The organism is Rickettsia bellii RML369-C (assembly GCF_000012385.1).
GTDB lineage: Bacteria > Pseudomonadota > Alphaproteobacteria > Rickettsiales > Rickettsiaceae > Rickettsia > Rickettsia bellii.
This window is the reverse complement of the sequence record NC_007940.1, coordinates 690,765-713,460: the sequence shown is the minus strand read 5'-3', so window position 1 is coordinate 713,460 and position 22,696 is coordinate 690,765. Positions and strand designations below refer to the sequence as shown.

Here is a 22,696-nt window from a genome sequence, read left to right as displayed (position 1 = left end):
TTTGAGTTCAGATATAGTATTTGATAACGAGTTAGAATGGGACGATAGTGGAATGCCCGCTGCTTTTCAAAAATCTTACGGTTCAGGAAATGTTTTAGACCGATTAAAAACGGCCGTAGATGATTACATATTTGAATTAAAGCAGACAGGTGTAGTACAAGATAAGGTAAAATTATTTGAAGAAAAGGCTAATGCTATACAATCTTCTAAAGATAAGCGTAATATATCTACAGCTTCTACTAGCGTAAAAGATAGAATACAAAATTTTGAAGGAAATAATCCTAGCAAAATAAAAAAATATTGGACGGAAGGACGCAGAGAGTTTGTAGAAAAACATGCTCAGCATACACAATCTAAAGACCCTCAAACCGAACGTAATCAGCGTAAAAATGCAGTATCGGCATCATCCAATGAACATGATAATTATGCTGCAAACAGGCAAGAAACTCATAAGCAATTAATAAATAAATTTGAAAATTTAGCTAAAACTCAAGAGATTGATTCTAAAGAACAAAGTAAGCGTATCTCATCTAACAATTTTCAAAAACTTCAACAAGGTAACACCAAAAATTTAAAAGAGAAATTTGAAAAACTAGCTAACGAAGCAAAACTAATTGGAACACAAGCACAACAGAAATCTAAACTAACAAATAAATCTAATGAAAAACCTAAGGTAAAACCTGCAAACCATACTAGAGGTATTTAAAAGAATGAAAAACCTGTAGATGGTATAATTTAATGTACAAATAAAATCATGAGAAAAATAATCATTTTATATTTAATATTTTTTAATTATTTAACTTATGCATCTGATTCTAAAATTGATTGTGATAATGCATATACACAATTTGATATGAATTATTGTGCTAACGAAGATTTTAAGAAAGCTGATAAAGAATTAAATCAACTTTATCAAGAAATATTAAAATACACTTCAGAAGAAGAAACTAATTTATTAAAAAAATCCCAAAATTTATGGATTAAATTTCGTGATGCCGATTGTGAATTCGGAAGCTTTCAGGTCCGCGATGGTACTGTATTTCCAATGATATTAAGTATGTGTTTAGCAGGTAAAACCAAAGTCCGCATTGAAGAACTTAAAAATATACTAGAATGCTCGGAAGGTGATCTTAGTTGTCGGGTACTGCGAAATAGATAAAGTTATGCCATGACTTAATCATGGCATTTAGTACACCTAATTATTTACTACCCCAGAAATAACTACATACATAATCACAAACAGATCCTATAATGTTATAAGCTGTTGTGAAAATATCATTGCTATATGTGCTAGGATAAAAATCTTCAACAATAACTTCTTGATCTGAAAATATATCATTAAAATTATCCATTGATTTTAATAATGTAAACGTTGCTTTAGTACCACCAGACATATCTGATACTGCATCACCTATAAAAGCTAATATATCTTCGATACTATCTACTACCTCTTTAGTATTACTCATAAAAAACCTATTTATTTTATTAAAAATTTAATTATTTAATAAGCGTCATATAGATTTTAAAGCTAGAATATTAATAAATTAGCATTTAGTTAATTATTTAGCAAAAACATTGTTGATATCATTAGTTAATATGCTTATAATGCAGATTATTTAATTTGAGACAAAATATGAGTAATAATTTAAAATCTTCAAACTTAATTAAGGATTCAGAATCTCTTACAGGTAGTTTTCATATAGTAGATTTGTCTGCGGATGATCTTGCACATAAAGGTGTAAGTTTAGCTCGTACACTTGGAACAGAGGAGTATAAAGATACAGAAAAAAACCTAGCTAATTCAGGTTGGGAGGTATTAGCTACTTCTGTTGATGATAAAAATACTAACCAATATGGGTACAAAGCAGTAGCTTTTATTAATCGTAATACCAAAGAAATTCATATTTCTAGTTCCGGTACTATAATTACAGAAAAATACGATTTAATCGATGATGCACGTATTACTTTTGGTCGTCTTCCTAATAAAATGTTACCAGTTAAGGCATTTGTTACTAAAATTTTAGAGCAAGTTGGTGGACAAGAAAATGTAATAGACTACAAATTTAGTACTAGTGGTCACTCTCTTGGAGCAATAGTTTCAGATTTAACTGGAATAGAAATTCACTCTAGAGGATTAAAATTTGAGAAATCTGTTACTTTTGATAATCCTGGTTCAAAAAAGGTAGTAGAAAACGCCATAAAAAATAAAGATTTTTCAGGGGAAGTAGTAACTTCGATAGAAGAGCTAGCAAAACATTGCGAAGTTTATAATGCTAAACATAATTTTATTAATACTGCTAATCCTCAGTTAGCAACTAAAATAAATATTGTAGCACCTCCTAAACTTGATACTACAATAGATCAGTCAGCTAAATCAGCTGGCATATGGGGATGGACAGATTATCTTACAAGCAAAGTTGGTGAAGTAGTTAATACATGTGCAGATTACTTAGGAATCAACAAAGTAGTACATGCTATTAGTAATCATAGGTTAGTAAATTTTGCTGATGCAACTAGCAATCAAAATACTTTTGAAGTAATAGATTGGAAAAAGGTAAATGGTCAAGTAATGCTAAAACCAGATCCTAAACTAGATAAAATTAAAAGCACAGGTAATGATTATGTAGTTATTAAGCATGAAAAAGTTATCTTAGATTCGCTTACTGAGTCTTTTACATTACTAACTGAACAAGGATATAGCTATAAGGATTTAGCCACCTATCATATTCAGCAAGAAGAAGCTAACTTAATAGGTCAGGTTATTGCAGTTTGCTAATTAAACTTTTGACGCATGTCCCACGTCATTGCGAGAAAGTTATGTAATAACCGACTAAGCAATCTCATCATTATTTCCTGAGATTGCCACGTCACTTCGCTCCTCGCAAGGCATTGTTGCGTGGTTCCGATGTCATGCCGTGGCTTGACCACGGCATCCAGGAAATAATAAAAAATACTAATTTTATTAGTATTTTTTAGCTGGCTCTAGTTCATAAATCACGGGATGACAAGGGAAAATGATCCAAGCGGGCAATGCCGTCACAGAATGACACTGGTTGAACTGATCTACAAAACAATTCCTATACAGGAACAACATTCTCCAGCCAATATTTGCTGCATGCAAGAAAATTAGGATTGGCAAAGTCTTTCTTACCATAGGTAATTTCTTTGCCATCTAGATCTAGAATATTACCACCACCAGCTTTAATTAAAGCATGACCTGCTGCTATATCCCATTCCATAGTTTGACCAAATTTAGGGCAAATATCCACACTACCCTCAGCAATTAAACATAATTTAATTGAACTACCTATTGCGTCTATTTTATTAAAGGAATATTTACTTAAAAATTCTTTAGTTGCTTTATTTGAATGATAAAAACCTATGACAGCGTTTAGCTCTTTTTGCTTATGAATGATAGGAATTTCTTTAGAATGTTGTTCGATTTTTAACTGATTTTTTTCATCAGTATAATATAATTTATCTGTCTCAGGTTGATATATTAAGCCAATAGTCGGTACACCATTTTTAATTAGACCTATATTTATAGTATAGGTGCTTTTGCCGTTTACATAACTTCGTGTTCCATCAATTGGATCAATTAACCAAAAAGTATTATTACTAAGTATTGGCAATGGCTGTTCTTCACATACTATATCTATTTCTGGAGTTAAGTCTTGCAGATTTTGATAGATTATTTTACTAATTTCTTTATCTGCATTGGTAACTACCGAGCCATCTGACTTAGTATCAATTAATATTCCTGATTTTTTTATATCTAAAGCAATTTTACCAGTATCGATAATTAAATCTTTTAAAGTATTTATTAAATTATTATTCATACTATTTATTTAACATTTTTGCAGCTACATCATCCTCCAACCACTGTCCTGTATTTAGAAGAGTGGATTGCTGCAATTTGGCAACTTCTAGATCGGGTGATCCTTGTAATTGTTGCCATCCCAAATACTCAATTCCATAATATTCTATATCAACATTTCTTAAATAAGAATTCATATCTTTTAAATCTTGTTCATTATTTGCAAACACTATAATTTTGCTAGGCTCCTTTGGTATAATTTTTAAAAATTCAATGAGTGACTTTACTTTATTAGTATTTCCAGTAAATATTATTCCCAGATAAAAAATAGGTGCACTTGCATCAGTTGGATCAAATCTAAATACATCTTTATCATTAACTTTACTAGTAAAATTAATACCTAATCCGTAAAGTAAGGTATACAACCATCCTTCATAATTTTCAATCAAATTACATGGGGTAGTTATTTCTTGAAGCCCTAAAACTGTTGCACCTTGCTTTTTCATTTGATTAATAAAATCCCCCCAATTTTTTTCTACAAGCATCATTTGGCGTTGTTGCATTAATTGTGCTATAGAATTATTTACTGATGAATCATTTACTGCAAGACTATATAAGTTTTTGGTAAAATTTACATAAGGATTATCGTTATAGCGAAAAAATTTTGATTTGGGAGTTATAATAGTATTATCTATATTTATTAAAACAAGGCTATCTTGGTCTATTTTGGGTAACAAATCTTTCATTGTTACAGAATTTACAGAATAAGTAGGAATTATTTGACCATAGCTTGAAGTTGGCACAATTAAATAAAGTAATAAATGGAGTAAAATTTTATTTACTTTGATCATAAGGGTTTTTACTTTTTGCATTATTAGTTTTTAAAGGTGGGTTATTTCTTTTTATATTATTCATTTGATTAGTCAAGTCATTAATAATTACATTATAGTTTGCATTATTATCCCTACTATCTTGATTATTATAATAATATCCAATAAATAAAACAGAAGAACTATAATTAGCCAGCTGTGCTTCCATTGAACTTAATAGTTCTGTACTACCGCTAACCATTATAAGTACCTTAGGCATAAAATTCATTTGAACAAAAAAATTAATCATTAGTTCCGCACCAGATATATTATTGCTAGTTAATATACCCTTATAAAATACCGGATAAGTATTAGAAAAACTTTTTAAATTATTAAAAATAATATAATTATTTTTAGGAAAGCTATTTGAGAAATCAATGTTAAAATTCTTTTTTAAATAATCAGCAATCCATATTTCAAATTTAGGTATATTATTAAAATTACCTGTAAAACCTCCATTTACGGCTATTATAGGAATATTTTTATTTCTGATATCACTTACAAAATTCGGAAAGTTAGAATCTAGTAATTCCTTTTTATATTTATCACTTGTTAAAATTAACTGATCTATATAAATATTTTTAGGGTTTTTACTAATCTTTTGCAAAGTAGGTGCTAGTTTAGCATAAACATCTTTATCGATTTGCTCACCTAAAGATAATAACGGCTTAAATAATATTTTATCCAAGTCTATTACCACTAGTAAATCTTGTGGCAAATAATTTTTAATATAATTTTCTTCAAAATCTTGTTTTATTTTATCTAAATTATTTACTTCTATATTTTCTGCTTTAACTATAGATGTGACAAGTAGTAATAAGATAAATATATATTTTTTAAACATTAATATACTCCAATATAATACATTGTCATGCCGTGGCGGCTTTGCCTGCGTGGATACCAAATCGTCATTGCGAGCGACTGCAAGGAGCGTGGCAATCCAGAAAAAATAATAAAAAATGCTATAAGTTAGCATTTTTTACTGGATTGCTTCGTCAATTACTTCGTAATTTTCTCGCAATGACGGTAAAACTGATCCACGCAAGCAATGCCGCCATGGGATGACACTAAATCGAAAATCATATCTTAGTGTTAGCACATTGTAATGCTAATATCAATCCATATTAAACTATAATATGGTAAATATGTTTGGAAGTTTTTTTAGTTCGTTTGGTGGTGCTATCGGAAATGCATTTGGAGGTGGTATATTTTCAAGCATAGGAAGATTTGCTGGTAAAATGCTTGGTGAGTATTTAGATCAACTAAATCATGAACCAGAAGAATATGATTATATTAAAAACTTCAAAGAAAGTTTTAAGTATGTTACAGCAAATTATGGTGAGCCTATCCCTTTAATTTTTGGCACTACAAAGGTTAGCGGAAAAATAATTTGGGCAGATAAAGTCAAAGAAATAGCAAATAGCACCCGTCATAAAGAATATTTTCCTTATTTTCATAACGTAAATCTACTACGACTTCTACGGAATATAGCTATTTCTTTTCTTTTGCCGTCGGTATTTGTGAGGGTGAGATTAGTGAAATTAACAGGGTATGGGCAAATGATGAAATCATAAAATTAAATAAATATAAGTTTAGATTATATAAAGGATCAGAAGAACAATTACCCGATCCTTTAATTGAAAAATGCTTAGGTAAAAATAAAACTCCTGCTTTTAGATCTCTTAGCTATGCAGTATTTGAAGAACTACCTTTAGAAGATTTTGACAATATTATTCCGAATTTCTCATTTGAAGTAACTAGAAAGCCTAATATTCATTTACCAAACAATTACGCAAAAGTCGAAAATTTAATTAGCAGTATTAGCATGATTCCAGGGTCTGGGGAATTTGTCTATGATACAGAAATTCAGTATAAAACCCAAGAAAGCTTTTTTGGTGGTGTTGTGAATCATGAGGCTATCAATACACATAATCATTATAATATTGCTGATAGCGTATATAGCCTTAATCAGCTACAAACCACCTGCCCTAACATAAAATGGGTAGCACCAGTAGTTTCTTGGTTTGGTGATAATCTTGATATAAACTATTGTAGTATAAAACCTGCTATAGAGTTTAACGATCCTCTAACCACTTATTCATCTACTTGGCAAGTTGGTCGTTATAATAGGGAAAATGCTAAAATTATATCTAAGGATGAATATGAGAGTCCTAATTATGGAGGTAGTGTTAATGACGCTAGCTTGGTGCGTTACCTCAAGGAGCTAAAAAAACGTAATTTAAAAATTATGTTTTATCCGATGTTTTTTATGGATTTACCCGGTAAGCCTTGGCGTGGACATGTTAGCGGCTCTGCGGAGGCAGTAAGTAATTTTTTTCATAAAACTGATGGTTATAACAATTTTATTCTTCATTATGCACATTTAGTTAAAGATTATGCAGATGCCTTTATAATCGGCTCGGAACTAATTGGCATTACTTCTATAAGAGACTCAGCAAATAACTTTCCAGCAATTAATGAACTATGCAACCTTGCTCGTTTAGTAAAAGAAATAGTAGGCAATAAGGTACAGGTTACTTACGCAGCCGATTGGTCAGAATATCATCATACTAGTGGTGGATGGTATAATCTAGACCCGCTATTTGCCTCATCCTACATTGACTTCGTCGGGATAGATGCTTATTTCCCTTTAACCAGTTCTTTAAGCTCTAGAATTACAAAAGAGGATATTATTAAAGGTTGCCATAGCGGTGAGGGGTATGATTATTACTTAGATGGCAGCGGTAATAAACAAGCTTTATCGGCTGCTTATGCTTGGAAGAATGTAGCATATTGGTGGGAAAATCATCACTATAATCCTGATGGGAATAAAACAGCGTGGCAACCAAAAATGAAAAAAATTTGGTTCACTGAATTTGGTTTTCCATCGATAGATAAAGCCTCCAATCAACCTAATGTGTTTTTTGATCCTAAATGCACGGATGGCGGTGCTCCTAAATACTCCTCAGCAGGTACAGATTTTTTAGCACAACGTATAGCTATTAAAGGGTTTATAGAATATTGGCAAGCACAAGAATATATAGAAGAGATGTTCTTATGGACATGGGATGCACGCCCCTACCCCGCTTGGCCCCATGGTAATATTTGGAGTGATAATCATTTATGGGAAAAGGGGCATTGGGTTAATGGTAAACTTGGCACTTGTAGCCTTGCTGAAATAATACTTGAATTATCTAATAGATGCGGGATTGATATACAAAGCATCGATATTTCTACCATTGATGAAATAGTAGACGGTTTTATTTTAAATAAGGTTTTATCTGCTGTAGATGTTATTAACTCCTTAAGAATATTCTATTTCTTTGACATAATTACGAATGAATGTGAAAAAATAAAATTTTTAAAACGAGGCAGCGGAAAATTAGATTATATAAACGAAAAAACTTTAATAAAACTATCTGATAATAGCTATATAAAGCAAACAGAAATACCTGAAGAAAATATTATTAGCAAACTAAATATCAATTTTATTGATAGATTTAATAATTATGATGATTGCTATGCTTATATAAATAATGAGACTATTTCAAATAGCCCTGAACTTAACGTTAAAATTCCTATTATTTTATCACTGTCAGAAATAGAAAATATAGGCAGGTTAATTTTAAAAAATGCTTCTATCGAAAGTAAAGTGATTAAGTTCTTAATGCCAGCAATTTTTCATGAGTTTAAACCTGGCGATTTCTTAATACTTCACTACAAAAAATCTAAATACCAAATTAGAATAATAAATATGAAATTATCTGCCCTAACCTCTTATATTACAGGCGTGATAGATAATTTTTCTTCCTATTACTTACCTGCTGCAAATATCTTATCAGGATTTGAAAAATCCTCAAATGTAGAAACAAAATGTGTTATTCTTGATCTACCTTTTAATATAGTAGAAAACAATGATCAGCCATATTTAGCCGTTTACTTACAAAGTAATATTAATGAACCTTTATATGTTTCAATTGACGGCAGCAATTATGCTAAAATAGCAAATTTAACAAAACAAACTTTTATCGGAAGTGTTGCGAATTTTACCTCTGACTCTATCATTATTAACTGCAAGAATTTTGAAGAATTGGTTATTAATGATTGGAATTTAGCAGCTTTTGGGCAGGAAATTATAAAGTTTAAAAAATGGGAAAAGCTAGATACTAATACATATCAAATAAGCGAAATGATCAGAGGTGAGTTTATGACGCAAGAATTTATTTCTACCCATCAAACTAATGAAAATTTTATTTTACTTGAGAAGAATTTCAATATTATTCCAGTAGCTTCTAAGTTAAAAGATGTGAATATATATTTTAAAGTTGGTAATTTATCGCCTGTGGAAATTAATTTTCAAAATAAAGCAAACTTATAATAGCTTTTTTAATTTATCTTAATATCCTTGAAAATTAATTATCAGTTAATAATTTAGGATTCTATGAAGAAAATATATGGCGATGAGCGTATATATACTAATGAAGTATACGAAAATCAAGAAGAAGAGCTATTATTAAATTTTGATCATAATGGTAACCATGATGAAGTAAAAAATTTCCTAATTGGTTGTAGTTTAGAATATCATAAATTTGCTTAAAAAATTGCTTCGTCATTAATGCATGCTCGTAATATTGAGCCATCGATGAAATATTCCGGATGTTCGGTTGTTATTTTTTGTGTTAGTTCAGGATAGGCTTTGGTAAATTCCACAGCACAAATAAAATCTTTATTAGGATGGTTAATAGCTCCTAAACAAACCGCTTCAAAACATAACATTTTAGCAGTTTCTATATTTTTAGCACTCGATAAATCCCTTAATTGCTTTGCTAAATATTTATCGCATAAATAACTCGCTGCTCCCCAAATACCTAAAAATCTAAATTTTCCTGTACTCCATTTACCTTTAGCAGCATTAGTATATATTTTATTTAAAACTTTTTTTTGTATTTTTTGTTTAACTTCTAAAGTAATTTCCTCAAAATCCCCCCGTTGTAATATAAACTCCCTAGTCTCGTTATTTTTTATGAATTCGGGGGAGATTATTTTAATATAACTTTCTAAGTTTTTAGTATGGGAATGTTTTAAGCCTAAAGTTTGTACATACATTAAATAAGCTTGCTTACAAAGTTCTATTGACTTATTAGTATCCTTTAATTTCTCGTAAGCTAAACTAACATTATCAAGAGAGCCTGCGATAGAAGAGTGATTGCATTTATATAATTTTTGATTCATATTTAGAGCTTCCTCTAAATATTCCAATCCTTTAGAGATATTTCCCAAACCTTTATAAGCTTCGCCTACATTATTAAGAGCACTAGCAATATAAGGATTATTATTTTGATATAAAGCTTTATACATTTCTAGGACATATTTTAAATATTTTAACCCTTCAGAAGTATTACCTAGTTTATAATAAGCTGCACCAATACTATTAAAGGTATTAAGCATGCTGACAATATGAAGAGGATTATCTTGATATAAAGTTTGATATATTTCCAAAGCCCCTTTATAATAGATTAATGCTTTTGCAGGATTGCCTAAATCTTTATAAGATAAACCAATACTATTGAGTAAGGCGGCAATATAAGAATGGTTACTTGGATATAATTCTTGGAACATTTTTAAAGCTTCTTCAAGATATTGTAGACCTTTAGAATTATCACCTAAATCTCGACAAGCCAAACCAACATTGTTGAGAGAAGTAGCAATACAAGGATGATTACCTTGATATAATGCTTGATTCATCTTTAAAGCTTTTCTTAAATATTTTAGTCCTTTAAAAATATCGCCTAAGTTATTATAAGCAACTCCAATATTATTAAGAGATTTAGCAATATCAGAATGGTTGCCTTGATATAATTTTTGAAATATCTTTAGAGCTTCTTTATGATACTTTAATGATTCTTTAAATCTATGTAATACACCATCACTATAATAACCTATTTTTTGATATAAATTTGCTTTTATAAATTTATTAATTTCAATATTAACGTTTAGTATCTTTATCACATGAGGATAAAATAGTTTAGAAGCTTCCCAGTCTTCATTTGGAACATCTATTAATATTGGAAATAAACTGTCTAAAGCTTCAGCTAGGCTTATGTAAATTTTTTGTTCATCTATTGCATGCTCTTTATGTCTATCTACATATCTTTTTACTGCAAACTGTACTAGTCCGTGTAATTGTAAACCTGCTTGTCCATCTTGATATATTAGCTTCATTAATGATAATGCTTCTAATTTTTTTATAGGTTCTTGCAATTTTTCTTCATCTAATAAAAATAATTCTTTGAAAATATCTATACTGATAAAGTCAGGGTCTAAACATGCAGAATATTGTAATATTAACCAAGCTAGCGATGATTTTTCTAGTATTTCTAACAATAATATTGTCTCAGGTTGTTTATCTTTGTTATTACGTAGAAAATTAAGATAATCTTTTACTTTAAGTAATTTATTTTCTTTTAAATACGCTACTGCTTTGGACAAACTATATGGCAATATTTCATCTTTATTGCCTAGCTCTTCTATTAAATCGTTAATATCTTCATCATTAAACCTATTTCCTAAGGAATTTTCTAAATATGTTACTGCTGTTTTTATATTAAAAGGTTTTAATTCAATATTTGTTATATCATCACTTAGCTTATTATTTTTAGTAGTAATTATTACCTGTACTTTATCTTTAAGTATACTCATCATACTGTTAAGATAAGGCTCAATGTCCTTATATACTTCTACGTTATCAAAAATAAATAATGTATTTGAATTTAATTTTGCGATATTCTCATGGATTAATCTTGTTATATCTTCTTCCTTTTCGCCTGTTGTATAAATAGAAAATTCTTTAGCAAATTGTATGTATGCTTCAGTAATTTTATAAGCAGAATCCGCATTAATGAAATGTACTATCTTCTTTGCTTTGTCTCTTTGTTCACGACCATATTCTATAGCTAGAGTGCTTTTGCCTATGCCTGTATATCCACTAATTGTTATGAACTGTTTTTCATTTAAGTTTTTTTCAATATCCTGTAGTATATCTTCACGACGAATAAGATTATAGGGTAATAAGGAAGATAAATTGCTGTTTATATTTTTTATAGATTCAATTAATTCATGGGAATTATAAGCATTAAGATTTTCTAGAACTTCCTTGGCTTCATAACTCACTTCAATTAATCTTAAAATTTGCTCTTTTAAATCATCCACCTTAATACTAAGCGAGTTTGTGAATATATAATATTTTTTATTTTGGAGTTTTATTTTATACTGATCTTTGATTATTTTTAACTGCTGCTTTACTAAATTCGGTATTTCCTTTTTATCTATTTCTTTATTACTTAATTTAGTTAATTGCTTTAAATAATAATCACTACTTCCTATATCATTTACATTTACTACATCTTCAGACAAATTTACTTTTTGCGATTTGTAATGTCCTTCATAAAAAAGCTCAAATTGTTTTTTTCCCTCTGCTTGTGTAGGATCTTCTAAATGTTTATAAAATTCTAAAATTTGTTCAATTGCGACATTACCGCTTATAAAATGATCAAATACCTCTAAAAAGCTACCTAGCGTTGTTGCCGTAATACCTCTTTTTGCTAAATCTTTAATCACACCACCAATAGGCATAGAATCAATTAACTTGCCTCCTAACGTATTGTCTTTAGGTTCATATTTGATACAAGGCCAATCTATTATCTGTTCATATTTTATAGGTTTACCTGTCTTAGAATCAAAACTATCTAGCATTGAATCAAGTAAATCACTGTTTAATGATAATAGAGAAATATAATTTTTAATTGGGATTGCTTTATTTAGGGCATTTATTATTTTATTGCTATATTCAGCTGCCGTAACTTTGGGAAATAATCTATATGCTTTATGGATATGGGGGTTACTAGTATTTACAAAATTCGGTGCAGATAAATAAGTAGTTATGTCTAAATTTCTTATATCAAAATGAGTTTTATAACTAATTATATTGGGCTTAAAGCTATCCATAATTTTTGCAGAGCCAGGACTATCGAACGTTATAGCTTTTGCTTTGAAATAGTTAAAATCTTGATAAGCAAAATATAAGCTTAATTCTGCAAACCATGCACCCAAAGAATAACCGGTAAAAGATAAATTATAGTCATGCTTTTTAGCATATTCGGTGATTTCCTGCGTAGTCTGATATGCTGCTGCTTGCCGTGCTACTATCTGCCCGCCTAAAATGCTTTTTAAATGAGTCTTGATTGGTGAATCTGTTTTTAGCAAATCCCACCCCTCAAATGTATTGCCTCGATGAGCAAGTACTAGCTGCTTTTTCTTTTCATTTACATATGCTACTGCGTAATATCTACCTATTTTAGGCTCATTAAATATTTTCCAATCTTCTAAATATAAATTATATTTTACTTTTTCAAAGGCTACTTTCTCATAGATTTAGTTGAATTTTCACAAGGCATTATAAATTAAATTTTATAATTTTCAACTATTACGTTATTTACCATGAAATTTTTTGTCTATAATCCTTTATTAAAAACAGCATCTTTAAATATAAAAGTTAAGGCAGCTGCCAAAAGTAATGACATCAAAGAATTTATTATAATTAATGATGTCCTTCATCTAAAATTATCTATAAAAGCACATGCACAACAAGGTAAAGCTAACGAAGAGATCATAAATTTTTTAGCAAAAGAATGGCAATTATTGCGGAGTAATTTAGAAATTACTAAAGGTCATACTAACAGCTTAAAAACAATTTTAATAAAAAATATTGATGAGGAGTATTTAAATTTGATTTTAAAACCCTATATTAAATGAATAAAGTTTTGTTACATTGGTGTCACCCCGTGGCTTGACCACGGGGTCTTGTATCACAAACCGCATCCTAAGATTCCGCTACAAGCGTGCGGGATGACAAGTAAGGATTCGCTATATAACAAAACTAAAAACACGAATTTTAAAAGGTTAGTATGAAACAAGAAAAAAAGAAATTTGATGCCGAAGTCGGTAAGATTTTAAATTTAATGATTCACTCTCTTTATAGTAATAAAGAGATTTTTATGCGGGAGTTGATTTCTAACGCCTCTGATGCTTGTGATAAGCTGCGTTATCTATCCCAAAGTGAAGCTGAATTAGTAGCCGGTGACTCTAACTTTAAGATTACTGTTAAAGGCGATAAAAACAATGGTCAGGTTATCATACGTGATAACGGAATCGGTATGAATAAAGAGGATTTAATCGAGAATCTAGGCACTATTGCAAGATCGGGTACGGCAAATTTCCTTAAGAATCTCTCAGGTGATTCTAAAAAAGATAATATGCTAATTGGTCAGTTTGGTGTTGGTTTTTACTCAAGCTTTATGGTAGCTGATAAGGTCACTGTAACTTCAAGAAAAGCTGGTGAAGATAAAGTATATGTTTGGGAATCGGAAGGCGAAGGCGAATATATTGTCTCAAGCTCAGATAGAGAGTTTAGCAGAGGAACGGAAATCGCTCTACACATTAAAAAGGAAGAAGATAGTTTCCTTGATCATTTTAGATTAAAACATATAGTTAAAAGCTATTCCGATCATATAGCCGTGCCAATATATTTCTTTGATGAGGGGGATAATAACGAAATACAACTAAATTCTGCCTCAGCTTTATGGACAAGATCAAAATCCGAAATCACTGAAGAGCAGTATAAAGAATTCTATAAAAGCTTATCTTATGCGGTGGATGATCCTTGGGTTACCATGCATAATAAAAATGAGGGAGCTATAGAGTTTACAAATCTGTTATTTATCCCATCAAGCAAAACTTATGATTTATTCCATCCTGATCGCAAAAGACGAGTGAAATTATATATTAAGAGAGTATTTATTTCTGATGAGAATATTGATTTAATCCCATCATATTTAAGATTTTTACGAGGTGTAGTAGATTCAGAGGATCTACCACTGAATATTAGCCGTGAATCTCTGCAACATAATAATGTACTTGAGAAAATTAAAAACGCTATTACCAAAAGAGTCCTAGGCGAACTTAAGAAAAAGAAAGAAGATTCGCCTGATGAATATAATAATTTTTGGGCTAATTTTGGCGGAGCTTTAAAGGAAGGGTTATGTGAGGCTACAACCGACCACGAGAAGTTACTAGAAGTATGTATATTTAGAAGTGCCTTGCATAATAAAATGATTAGCCTTGATGAATATATAAAGGGCTTTAAAGAGGGGCAGAATACTATATATTATTTAAGTGGTGATAATCCTGATAAGCTACTTTCAAGCCCGCAAATAGAGGGGTTATTAAGTAAAAATATCGATGTGTTATTATTTACCGATACTGTTGATGATTTTTGGGTAAATGTTAATAGCGAATATAAAGGACATACGATTAAATCGGCTACAAGAAGCGACATTGATGTAGACCAGGCTACTTCATCTTCAGAAGAAAAAAATAAGGATGATAAAAAATCCGATGATGAATATAAATCATTGACTGATTATTTTAAAGAGGTTTTAGGGATTTTAGTTAAAGATGTTAAGATATCTAAAAAGTTGACTTCCAGCCCTGCTTGTCTTGCCGTTAGTGAAGCCGCTATGGATATTCGTATGGAACGTTTCTTAATTGAACAAAAACAAATAGCAAATGCTTCTGCTAAAAATCTAGAGTTAAACCCTAAAAATAAAATCATAGAAAAAATCTTTAACGATTTAAAAGCAAATAATAAAAATAACGAAGAGTTAGTTAAGTTAATATTTGATCAAGCTTGTATTTTAGAGGGTGAACCGGTAGCAGATACGGGAGCTTTCTCAAAAAGACTTAATGATATTGTACAAAAAGCTATATTATAGCTTTAAAATTATTTAGTTTTAATATAGAATGGTTGCATATGTCATCCCTGCGTAGGCACATGGGTGTAAACTTAAGGATTGATGTCATCCCGTGGCTTGTCCACGGGATCCAGAAAAAAAGCCTAAGTACAGTAAGTTTTTAAAATCAAAAGCTCGATTTTATCTCGCTTTATACTGGATCTAGTTCCCAAGCCAAGGGATGACATCTCATAGAGTTTTATAATTAATAAAATGGATTCCCGCTTTTGCAGGAATGACAGAGAAAATGTCTTATTACGATACTATATTTAGCGATCATATAGATAAAATTAAAAGCGAGGGAAGATATCGTGAATTTAAAGCTTTAAAAAGACAAGCCGATAATTTTCCTTTCGCTATGTGCGATGATAAACAAATAGTCATGTGGTGTATTAATGACTATTTAGGTATGAGCAAACATCCAAAAGTAGTACAGGCTTCCATAGATGCAGTACTGAAATATGGCGTTGGTTCAGGCGGAACAAGAAATATCGGCGGTAATAATGTAGCTATTCTTGAGCTTGAGCAGGAGCTGGCAAGCTTGCATAACAAAGAAGCCTCCTTAGTTTTTACTTCCGGCTTTGTGGCAAATGACACAACCCTTGCAACACTTGCTAAAATTATGCCTAATATCGTATTTTTCTCTGATGAGCTAAATCATGCATCGATCATTGCCGGCATTACCGGTTCTAAAGCCGAAAAGCATATATACAGACATTTAGACGTTAAGCATTTAGAAGAATTATTGCAATCAGTTGATATTAATAGACCGAAAATAATCGTTTTTGAGTCTGCTTATTCTATGGACGGCTTCTTTTCTCCTGTTAAAGATATAATCAATTTAGCTAAAAAATATAATGCTTTAACCTTTATTGATGAAGTCCATACAGTAGGTTTATATGGCAAAACCGGTGCTGGTATTGCTGAGCTTCTTGATTGTAGCGATGAAATCGACATTATCCAAGGAACGCTTGCCAAAGCATATGGCACTATTGGTGGTTATATCACCGCAAACCATAGCCTAATTGATGCTATCAGATTATCAGCTTCCGGCTTTATTTTTACCACCTCATTGCCACCGGTAATTTCTACTGCTGCAACGCATAGTATTAGGCATTTAAAAGAATCTAATCAAGAACGAAAAACGCATCAGCAGGTGGTTAGCAAGCTTAAAAGCTCTTTTGACCGCTTTAACATTCCTTATCTTAAAAATGAAAGCCATATAGTGCCGATAATTATTGGGGATCCTATTAAGGCTTCTAAAGCTTCTAATATGCTGCTTAATGAGTATAGCATTTACGTTCAACACATCAATTTTCCAACAGTGCCAAGAGGAACCGAACGCCTCCGAATTATCCCAACTCCCGCACATACCGACGAAATGATTAACGACTTATCTATCGCCTTAGTGCAGATATTTGCTGCATTAAATATAGAATTATCTTCTACAAAAGAGTTAAATGATGAGATATATTTAAACCTTATTGCTTGATCGGCGTGGTGTAATCAGTGATAACTTGGAAAATGCCTTGTATGTCATTCCTGCTTAAGGCTTGCTTGCGTAGATCGATTTTTCCCTCATTGCGAGGAAATTACGAAGTAATTGACGAAGCAATCCAGCTAAAAAATGCTAATTTATAGCATTTTTTATTATTTTTTCTAGATTGCCACGCTCCTTGCAGTCGCTCGCAATGACGACTCTCGATCCACGCAAGCAAGCCTTAAGCGGGAATGAGATAAGAATTATCCAACAATGCCTTTTACTCTTCATTTATTAGAATTATAATATGCATAAAAATGAGTTAATTTTTCAAAAGTTAGATAATCCAGAATTGATAAAAGTTGCTAAAACTTTAAAAAATGAAGGGGTAGTTTTGCAAGAAAAAAACTATACTTATTTAAAAATCAGTGATGATTTTATTCATAAACTATATCCTCTAATCGTTGAGCATGAGTATCTACAAAAACCTAATTATTTCAGTGAACAATGTAATATAGGTGCTCACATCACTATAACTTATCCCAATGAACAAACAGTCATAAATAACCAAGATATTAATGTAATACACTCCTTTGAAATAGAAGAATTAGCAAAAACGCAAATAGAAAACAAACAATATTACGTTTTAAAAGTTAGTTCACCCTCCCTGATTTCTCTAAGAAAAAAATATCAATTACCCCCACAACTAAACTTTAAAGGTTATAAAGTAAGCTTGCATATAACTATAGCTATTAAACAGCTTATTTAAAGAGAAGTCCTTTATATGCTTCTAACCTCTTTACTATCTATTTTTTAGCAAAAAACAACAAAACCAAGTACTTAAGCAACTTTTTTATCACTACAACATGATTTTTTCTATTTTTGGTATGTCTATAAAAATATTTTTGATTTACTTTTGTTAATCTATAAGTATTGTTCCTTTATAAAATTTCAATTAATTTTAAAACGCTGAGATTATTAAACTTAATTTAAAGCTAAGTATAAGAAAATAAGCAGGAATAAAAAACTAAAAAAATCCGTATAAAATAAATCAAATACGGCGTTATAAAAGGCTTTTAAAACAATCATATCTACTAATAACCTCTTAATTATTTGTAGCAAGAGTAATATAAATTTTAACCTAAATATAATTATCAAATATGTCTAATTTTGATCGTAAAACTTCAACTATTAAACTTCTTAAAAATGACCCAGGAAAAGAATACACTAGCTACCAAATAGCAACATATATATTTAAAAATTATCCTGCAGAAATGGAACGCAAAATACAAGAAAGCAATGATAAACGGCTACTTAAGGCTAGAAGTAACACACTAAAAAGAAAAATTGCTATAATGATTTATAGAAACGAATTTAACAAGGAATTCCGTACAGCTATACAAAAAATGGATTCCAAAATTAAAATAATAAAAAAAGGAACTTTATTTAAATATTGTTATATTAATATTACCGATAGAATAGTTAATTTTGATAACATGCACTATAAGGAATTTGATCGCATAGATGCAGCTATTAGGTTTCTTAAAACTAATGCTGGTAAGGAGTTTACCAATTCTCAAATAGCAACATGGATATTTAATAATTATTCTGAAGAAGCAGAACGAAAAATGCAAGCAAGCACTGACAAACGATTGCTTAATATTAAAAATAAACTAGAAAGAAAAAAAATCGTTATAAGAATCTATATGAACGAATTAAACAGGAGATTAAATTCAAGTTTGCAAAAAATAGAACCAAAAATTAAAATAACAAAGAGAGGGCGTCGGGCTAGATATTGTTATATTGATAATACTGATAAAATATTTGATAAATTTAAAGTTATTAAAACACTTCAAAACCACAAACAGCAAGAATTTACGGCTCATGAAATGGCTCAATTATTACTAGGTACTAACTCTAGATAGTTATTAATTACAAAAGATGTATCCAAATTCATAACCCACAATAGAAATACTTGATAATGATAAACTACAAGATATAATGTGTTAAACTTATTAATATATTACTATGACCCTTATAGATTATCGGCACAGCTATGATTAAATCAACATCCTTTATATCTTCTAAATATCTATTACATAAAAGCTTTGCGAAAGTTTTAGCAAATATCGTTTTATCTTGATATTTAAATTGATGAACTACTTTTTTGCTATATTCATTAAACTTAAATATACTGCGAGCAAGATTATAATTAGGCTTTTTACTATAACAACGCCCACAAACTGCATTATCTAGGATTTTTACGCTAAATCTCTGACCACATATATTGCAATAAGGTTTTGCTATAAATTCTAATTTCTGCCAACAATCACCACAAAATTCACCGCTACTACTTAATATTTCTGAGCAGCTTAGGCATCTTTGCGGCAAAATATAATCTATCAAATAATTATAAACCTTTACTAACAATTAACGCCCCACAGAAGATTCATGATGTTTAGAAGCATTTTGCGTTTGTTGTGGCGGTGTTATACTGTTATTGTAGCCGCTGATTTTACCATGCGTAAGATTCTCTTGCATATTATGAACTTGCTCATGTGCTTTGCTTATTTCAGGCTTATGTACTTTATTAGCAACATTTGGCGTTACCGGAGTTTGTGTTTGTTTATTTTCTTTGCTAAACGCTTCTTTTACTTCCCCGAACTGTGCTTCAACAAAGTAACTAGCTCCAGCTTTTACTGCTGATTTAACTTTTTCAAAGCCGCTTTTTTCAGGAAGTTCTTTAAACTCATCTCTTGCTCCTACTTCTTTTTGTTTTGTAGCAAATGCCGCTTCAAGCTGTATTTGGTTTAGCTTATCTAGATTAGGCGTATCTAAAAATTCTTTCAATGTTTGATTATTTATTTTTTCCTGTTTTTCTAATTCTTTTAATTCTTTTTCATTTTCATAATTTCCAGCAGATAGTTTTAAAGCATTTATTTTATTTTTTTATCGTTTCCCCTCTCCATATGTACTATATTCGAATCCACTTCACCCGTAATATTAACAAAAGCTGCTGTTGCTGCAAATGCAATACCGCCAATACTTCCGGTAGCTATTCCATCAGCAAATAAAGATGCCGCTTCTAAAGTAGTATCACGCACTGATTTTACAAATTGTTTAGCCCACCCACCTTCAAAAGTTTTATCAGGTGAAGGTTCAGGCGGATTTTTGTAAATATCCGGTATTTTAGTATCCAGAAATTTTTGTAAATTTGGTGCATCTTTAGCTATATTTTCCTTAGCTTCCAATACCTTATCAAGTTGCTGTGCTTTAGCTCCTTTAATACTTTCTAAAGCCGTTTTCTCTCTATCTAATTTTTTGTCCTCTTGCACTTCAAGTGTTTCTTTTGTAACGTTATATGCCACAGCAGTTAGAGAAAGTGCTGCAATACCGACACCTATAGGCGTTGGATTTAATGCTACTGAACTAATAGCACCGCCTACTTTAAGAATTCTTTTAGTACCTTTGCTTGATATTACCTTATACGTCTTATCTAAACCATCTGCTATAGTATTACCGCCAGGCACACTAGTTCTAATTTTATTAAGAGCTTTATCATATAAGCCAGGACTATGCTGTCCTTCTTCCTTAATTTTTCCACCTTTTCGAGCTTTATCAAGTGGATCAGCTGCTTTTGAAACAGCTGTTGCTACTTTGGACCCGCCTTTAGCTACTCCTTCTACTATATGCTCAACACCGCCGACAATATCGTGTGCAGCAATTTTACCTACTCCTTTAACTACTCCTGCAGTTACATGATATCCTGCTTCAGCAGTAGCTCCCGCAAGTGCAGTAGCTGCAGCTCCAGCTCGTGCCATTCTTGTGCCTTTAAGTTTAGGATCATCCTTTAATATTTTTCTTGTTTTTTTCTCTTCTTGAGAATTTGAGGGTGCTGGTTGTTCCTGATCTTGTACAGGTTCAGGATTTTGTATATTAACCCCTTCAGGCGTATTTATAGAAGGTTTAAGTTTATTACTTTCTTCTGCACTTTTTACTCCCTCTTCGGGCGTATTAATCGACGACTTCAAACTTTCCTTACTCATAAATCTTACCTTTTACCCATTGCGTAGCTAGTAATCAGATTTTTAATAGGCTTAAAGTTATTTATTGCTTTAAACCCTATTTGTCTTAAATGCCTTAAACTTTTTGAATGATTTGAAAAAATATTATTAAGCTCATCAGTTAGCTTATACATGATAAAATTATCTGTTTGTCTTGATTTTTGGTATTCTGATAGCAGTAAATTATTACTTACTACGCTAATTAAGGATTCAATATCTTTTATACCTTGATTAAGCCCTTGACCGGCTAATGGATGCACCACGTGAGCACTATCGGCAATAAGTACTATCTTGTTGTGAAAATATCTATTTGCTATACGAGCTTTGAGAGGAAAGCCGTTTACCTCGCTATCTATAGTGATTTTTCCAAGTGAATTACCAGCATTTCTTTGCGTTAAAAATCTAACCTCTTCAATGGGCAGCTGCATAATTAAAGCAGCTTGATCAGAAGAAGTTGACCATATCACAGAAGAACTATGTTGATCTTTCATAGGCAATAATGCAAAAGGACCTAGAGGCAGAAAATGCTCCATAGCACAATTTTCATGCGGCTTTTCATGCTTAATGTTAAACACTAAAGCAGTTTGATATGGTTTTTCTATTTCATTTGCAAAATAATGTGATCTAACTTTCGAATTTGCTCCATCACACACAATTAATAAATTACATTTAACGTAGGTTTTGTCATCAAACTTAATAATAGAATGTTCATCATGGCTTATAACCTCTTGATATTCTTTATTATCAACTAATGTTATCAGCGGATTATTAATTATTTTTGATAATAATATTTTCTTAAAATCGTTATTCTGAACTACATACCCTAAAGAACTATCATTTTTTAGTTCCAATATTTCAGGAGCTTTATTATCAACTACATAAACATCTTTCATGTGGCTTACAAACTCTTCCAGCTCTTGCCACATATCAATGGAAGATAAAAAATCCTTAGAATAAGGCGTCAAAGCAGTGGTTCTAATATCGTTAAAAAAGCCAGGACTTTTTACAGATTTACTTTCAAATATAGTAGTTTTTATACCATTTTTTGCAAAAGCAAGAGCGGTTAGCATACCACTCAAACCGCACCCCAAAATAACTTTGTCAATCTGCCTTGTTTTTACTTGATTCATATACAAAATATTTTAAATAACCATTTGTTGCTATAAAGCTCAATAAAAAATAAATAATTGCTATATCTAAATATGAGCTATTGCCTAAATATAATCCTAAGCAGCAAATAAATAAACTCACTACACTAGTTAAACTGTTTAGGATTAATAGCTTAGTGAAAATATCTGTTTTTCTGATAAATAGATAGGTTATTAAAGAAATAAATAAAGAAATGATAATTAGAAAGATGTTAATCATAATTAATTTGCTTTGTATTTAAAGGGCTTGTTGAAAAACGTCATTGCGAGAAGCATAGCTTTGATGCAATCTCAGGATGTTTAATAAGATTGCCACATCGTGGCTTTGCCACTCCTCGCAATGACTAATCAAAACCTGTATTATAATAATCCACTATAATATTACAAACTGCAAATAAATTTAATTAAAAATACTTAAATAATTTTAATATACGTAACTGTTTAACTTAATATTAATAAACTTTTTTAAAA

The 22,696-nt window shown here is 30.8% G+C and carries 20 protein-coding genes and 1 pseudogene; 11 read left to right on the top strand and 10 right to left on the bottom strand.

Going from position 1 to position 22,696, the window contains the following annotated elements:
* Position 1: 1 nt before the first annotated feature.
* Positions 2-706 carry a variable membrane gene (locus RBE_RS09185; RefSeq protein WP_012151905.1) on the top strand — a complete coding sequence of 235 codons (705 nt, stop codon included), beginning with the start codon at positions 2-4 and terminating at the stop codon, positions 704-706.
* 48 nt (positions 707-754) lie between these two features.
* Positions 755-1,159: a lysozyme inhibitor LprI family protein gene (locus RBE_RS03355; protein ID WP_011477311.1), complete on the top strand. Its 405-nt coding sequence runs from the start codon at positions 755-757 to the stop codon at positions 1,157-1,159.
* Positions 1,160-1,199: 40 nt separating this feature from the next.
* On the opposite strand, the gene RBE_RS03350 is transcribed toward RBE_RS03355, so the two are convergent.
* Positions 1,200-1,466, bottom strand: coding sequence for a hypothetical protein (locus RBE_RS03350; protein ID WP_011477310.1), 267 nt, complete (start codon positions 1,464-1,466; stop codon positions 1,200-1,202).
* Between the two features lie 167 nt (positions 1,467-1,633).
* On the opposite strand from RBE_RS03350, the gene RBE_RS03345 reads away from it, so the two are divergent.
* On the top strand, positions 1,634-2,776 hold the full coding sequence (locus RBE_RS03345; protein ID WP_011477309.1) for a hypothetical protein: 1,143 nt from the start codon (positions 1,634-1,636) through the stop codon (positions 2,774-2,776).
* Between the two features lie 301 nt (positions 2,777-3,077).
* Here the strand turns inward: RBE_RS03345 and RBE_RS03340 are convergent, their stop codons facing one another.
* From RBE_RS03340 to RBE_RS03330, 3 genes are read right to left on the bottom strand one after another with little or no spacing between them, the layout of a single operon-like run.
* Entirely contained in the window at positions 3,078-3,839 is a 762-nt protein-coding gene (locus RBE_RS03340) for a 3'(2'),5'-bisphosphate nucleotidase CysQ family protein (protein WP_011477308.1), read from the bottom strand.
* A 1-nt stretch (position 3,840) separates the two neighbouring features.
* Positions 3,841-4,689, bottom strand: a complete 849-nt coding sequence (locus RBE_RS03335; RefSeq protein ID WP_011477307.1) for a DUF2608 domain-containing protein — start codon at positions 4,687-4,689, stop codon at positions 3,841-3,843.
* Complete coding sequence (locus tag RBE_RS03330; protein ID WP_012151907.1) at positions 4,652-5,530, bottom strand: DUF2608 domain-containing protein; 879 nt, start codon at positions 5,528-5,530, stop codon at positions 4,652-4,654. Before RBE_RS03330 ends, RBE_RS03335 begins: the two co-directional genes overlap by 38 nt.
* 301 nt (positions 5,531-5,831) lie before the next feature.
* Between RBE_RS03330 and RBE_RS09615 the strand changes: the two are divergent.
* From RBE_RS09615 to RBE_RS08890, 3 genes and pseudogenes are all read left to right on the top strand, one after another.
* A pseudogene (locus RBE_RS09615) lies at positions 5,832-6,077 on the top strand (hypothetical protein); the annotation flags it as partial.
* Between the two features lie 434 nt (positions 6,078-6,511).
* A complete protein-coding gene (locus RBE_RS03320) occupies positions 6,512-9,064 on the top strand; it encodes a baseplate megatron protein TIM-barrel domain-containing protein (RefSeq protein WP_011477304.1) in 2,553 nt (850 codons plus the stop codon).
* 63 nt (positions 9,065-9,127) lie between these two features.
* Complete coding sequence (locus tag RBE_RS08890; protein ID WP_187145752.1) at positions 9,128-9,283, top strand: hypothetical protein; 156 nt, start codon at positions 9,128-9,130, stop codon at positions 9,281-9,283.
* On the opposite strand, the gene RBE_RS09695 is transcribed toward RBE_RS08890, so the two are convergent.
* Complete coding sequence (locus tag RBE_RS09695; protein ID WP_041804655.1) at positions 9,280-12,948, bottom strand: tetratricopeptide repeat protein; 3,669 nt, start codon at positions 12,946-12,948, stop codon at positions 9,280-9,282. The two genes, RBE_RS08890 and RBE_RS09695, sit on opposite strands and share 4 nt — an antisense overlap.
* Before the next feature lie 234 nt (positions 12,949-13,182).
* Here RBE_RS09695 and RBE_RS03310 point away from each other — a divergent pair, with 234 nt between their 5' ends.
* The 5 genes from RBE_RS03310 (at position 13,183) to RBE_RS03290 (ending at position 18,938) form a co-directional block, all read left to right on the top strand.
* Entirely contained in the window at positions 13,183-13,497 is a 315-nt protein-coding gene (locus tag RBE_RS03310; RefSeq protein WP_011477302.1) for an A1G_07140 family DUF167 domain protein, read from the top strand.
* Between the two features lie 152 nt (positions 13,498-13,649).
* Positions 13,650-15,515 (top strand): molecular chaperone HtpG, encoded by a 1,866-nt coding sequence (gene htpG / locus RBE_RS03305; protein WP_011477301.1) that lies wholly within the window; start codon positions 13,650-13,652, stop codon positions 15,513-15,515.
* A gap of 265 nt (positions 15,516-15,780) precedes the next feature.
* Positions 15,781-17,025: a 5-aminolevulinate synthase gene (hemA, locus tag RBE_RS03300; protein ID WP_011477300.1), complete on the top strand. Its 1,245-nt coding sequence runs from the start codon at positions 15,781-15,783 to the stop codon at positions 17,023-17,025.
* 295 nt (positions 17,026-17,320) lie between these two features.
* Positions 17,321-17,782 carry a hypothetical protein gene (locus RBE_RS03295; protein WP_011477299.1) on the top strand — a complete coding sequence of 154 codons (462 nt, stop codon included), beginning with the start codon at positions 17,321-17,323 and terminating at the stop codon, positions 17,780-17,782.
* Between the two features lie 391 nt (positions 17,783-18,173).
* Entirely contained in the window at positions 18,174-18,938 is a 765-nt protein-coding gene (locus RBE_RS03290) for a hypothetical protein (RefSeq protein ID WP_011477298.1), read from the top strand.
* Positions 18,939-19,002: 64 nt separating this feature from the next.
* Here the strand turns inward: RBE_RS03290 and RBE_RS03285 are convergent, their stop codons facing one another.
* The 5 genes from RBE_RS03285 to RBE_RS03265 all read right to left on the bottom strand — a co-directional run bounded on the left by RBE_RS03285 (position 19,003) and on the right by RBE_RS03265 (position 22,445).
* Positions 19,003-19,419 (bottom strand): ComF family protein, encoded by a 417-nt coding sequence (locus RBE_RS03285; protein WP_228368757.1) that lies wholly within the window; start codon positions 19,417-19,419, stop codon positions 19,003-19,005.
* Positions 19,420-19,443: 24 nt separating this feature from the next.
* On the bottom strand, positions 19,444-19,863 hold the full coding sequence (locus RBE_RS03280; RefSeq protein WP_011477296.1) for a hypothetical protein: 420 nt from the start codon (positions 19,861-19,863) through the stop codon (positions 19,444-19,446).
* Between the two features lie 86 nt (positions 19,864-19,949).
* The gene (locus RBE_RS03275; protein WP_011477295.1) at positions 19,950-21,059 is read right to left on the bottom strand and encodes a hypothetical protein; all 1,110 of its coding nucleotides are present in this window, start codon (positions 21,057-21,059) and stop codon (positions 19,950-19,952) included.
* 5 nt (positions 21,060-21,064) lie between these two features.
* Positions 21,065-22,207: a 2-octaprenyl-6-methoxyphenyl hydroxylase gene (ubiH, locus tag RBE_RS03270; RefSeq protein ID WP_041804652.1), complete on the bottom strand. Its 1,143-nt coding sequence runs from the start codon at positions 22,205-22,207 to the stop codon at positions 21,065-21,067.
* Positions 22,179-22,445, bottom strand: coding sequence for a monovalent cation/H+ antiporter complex subunit F (locus RBE_RS03265; protein WP_011477293.1), 267 nt, complete (start codon positions 22,443-22,445; stop codon positions 22,179-22,181). Before RBE_RS03265 ends, ubiH begins: the two co-directional genes overlap by 29 nt.
* Positions 22,446-22,696 lie beyond the last annotated feature (251 nt).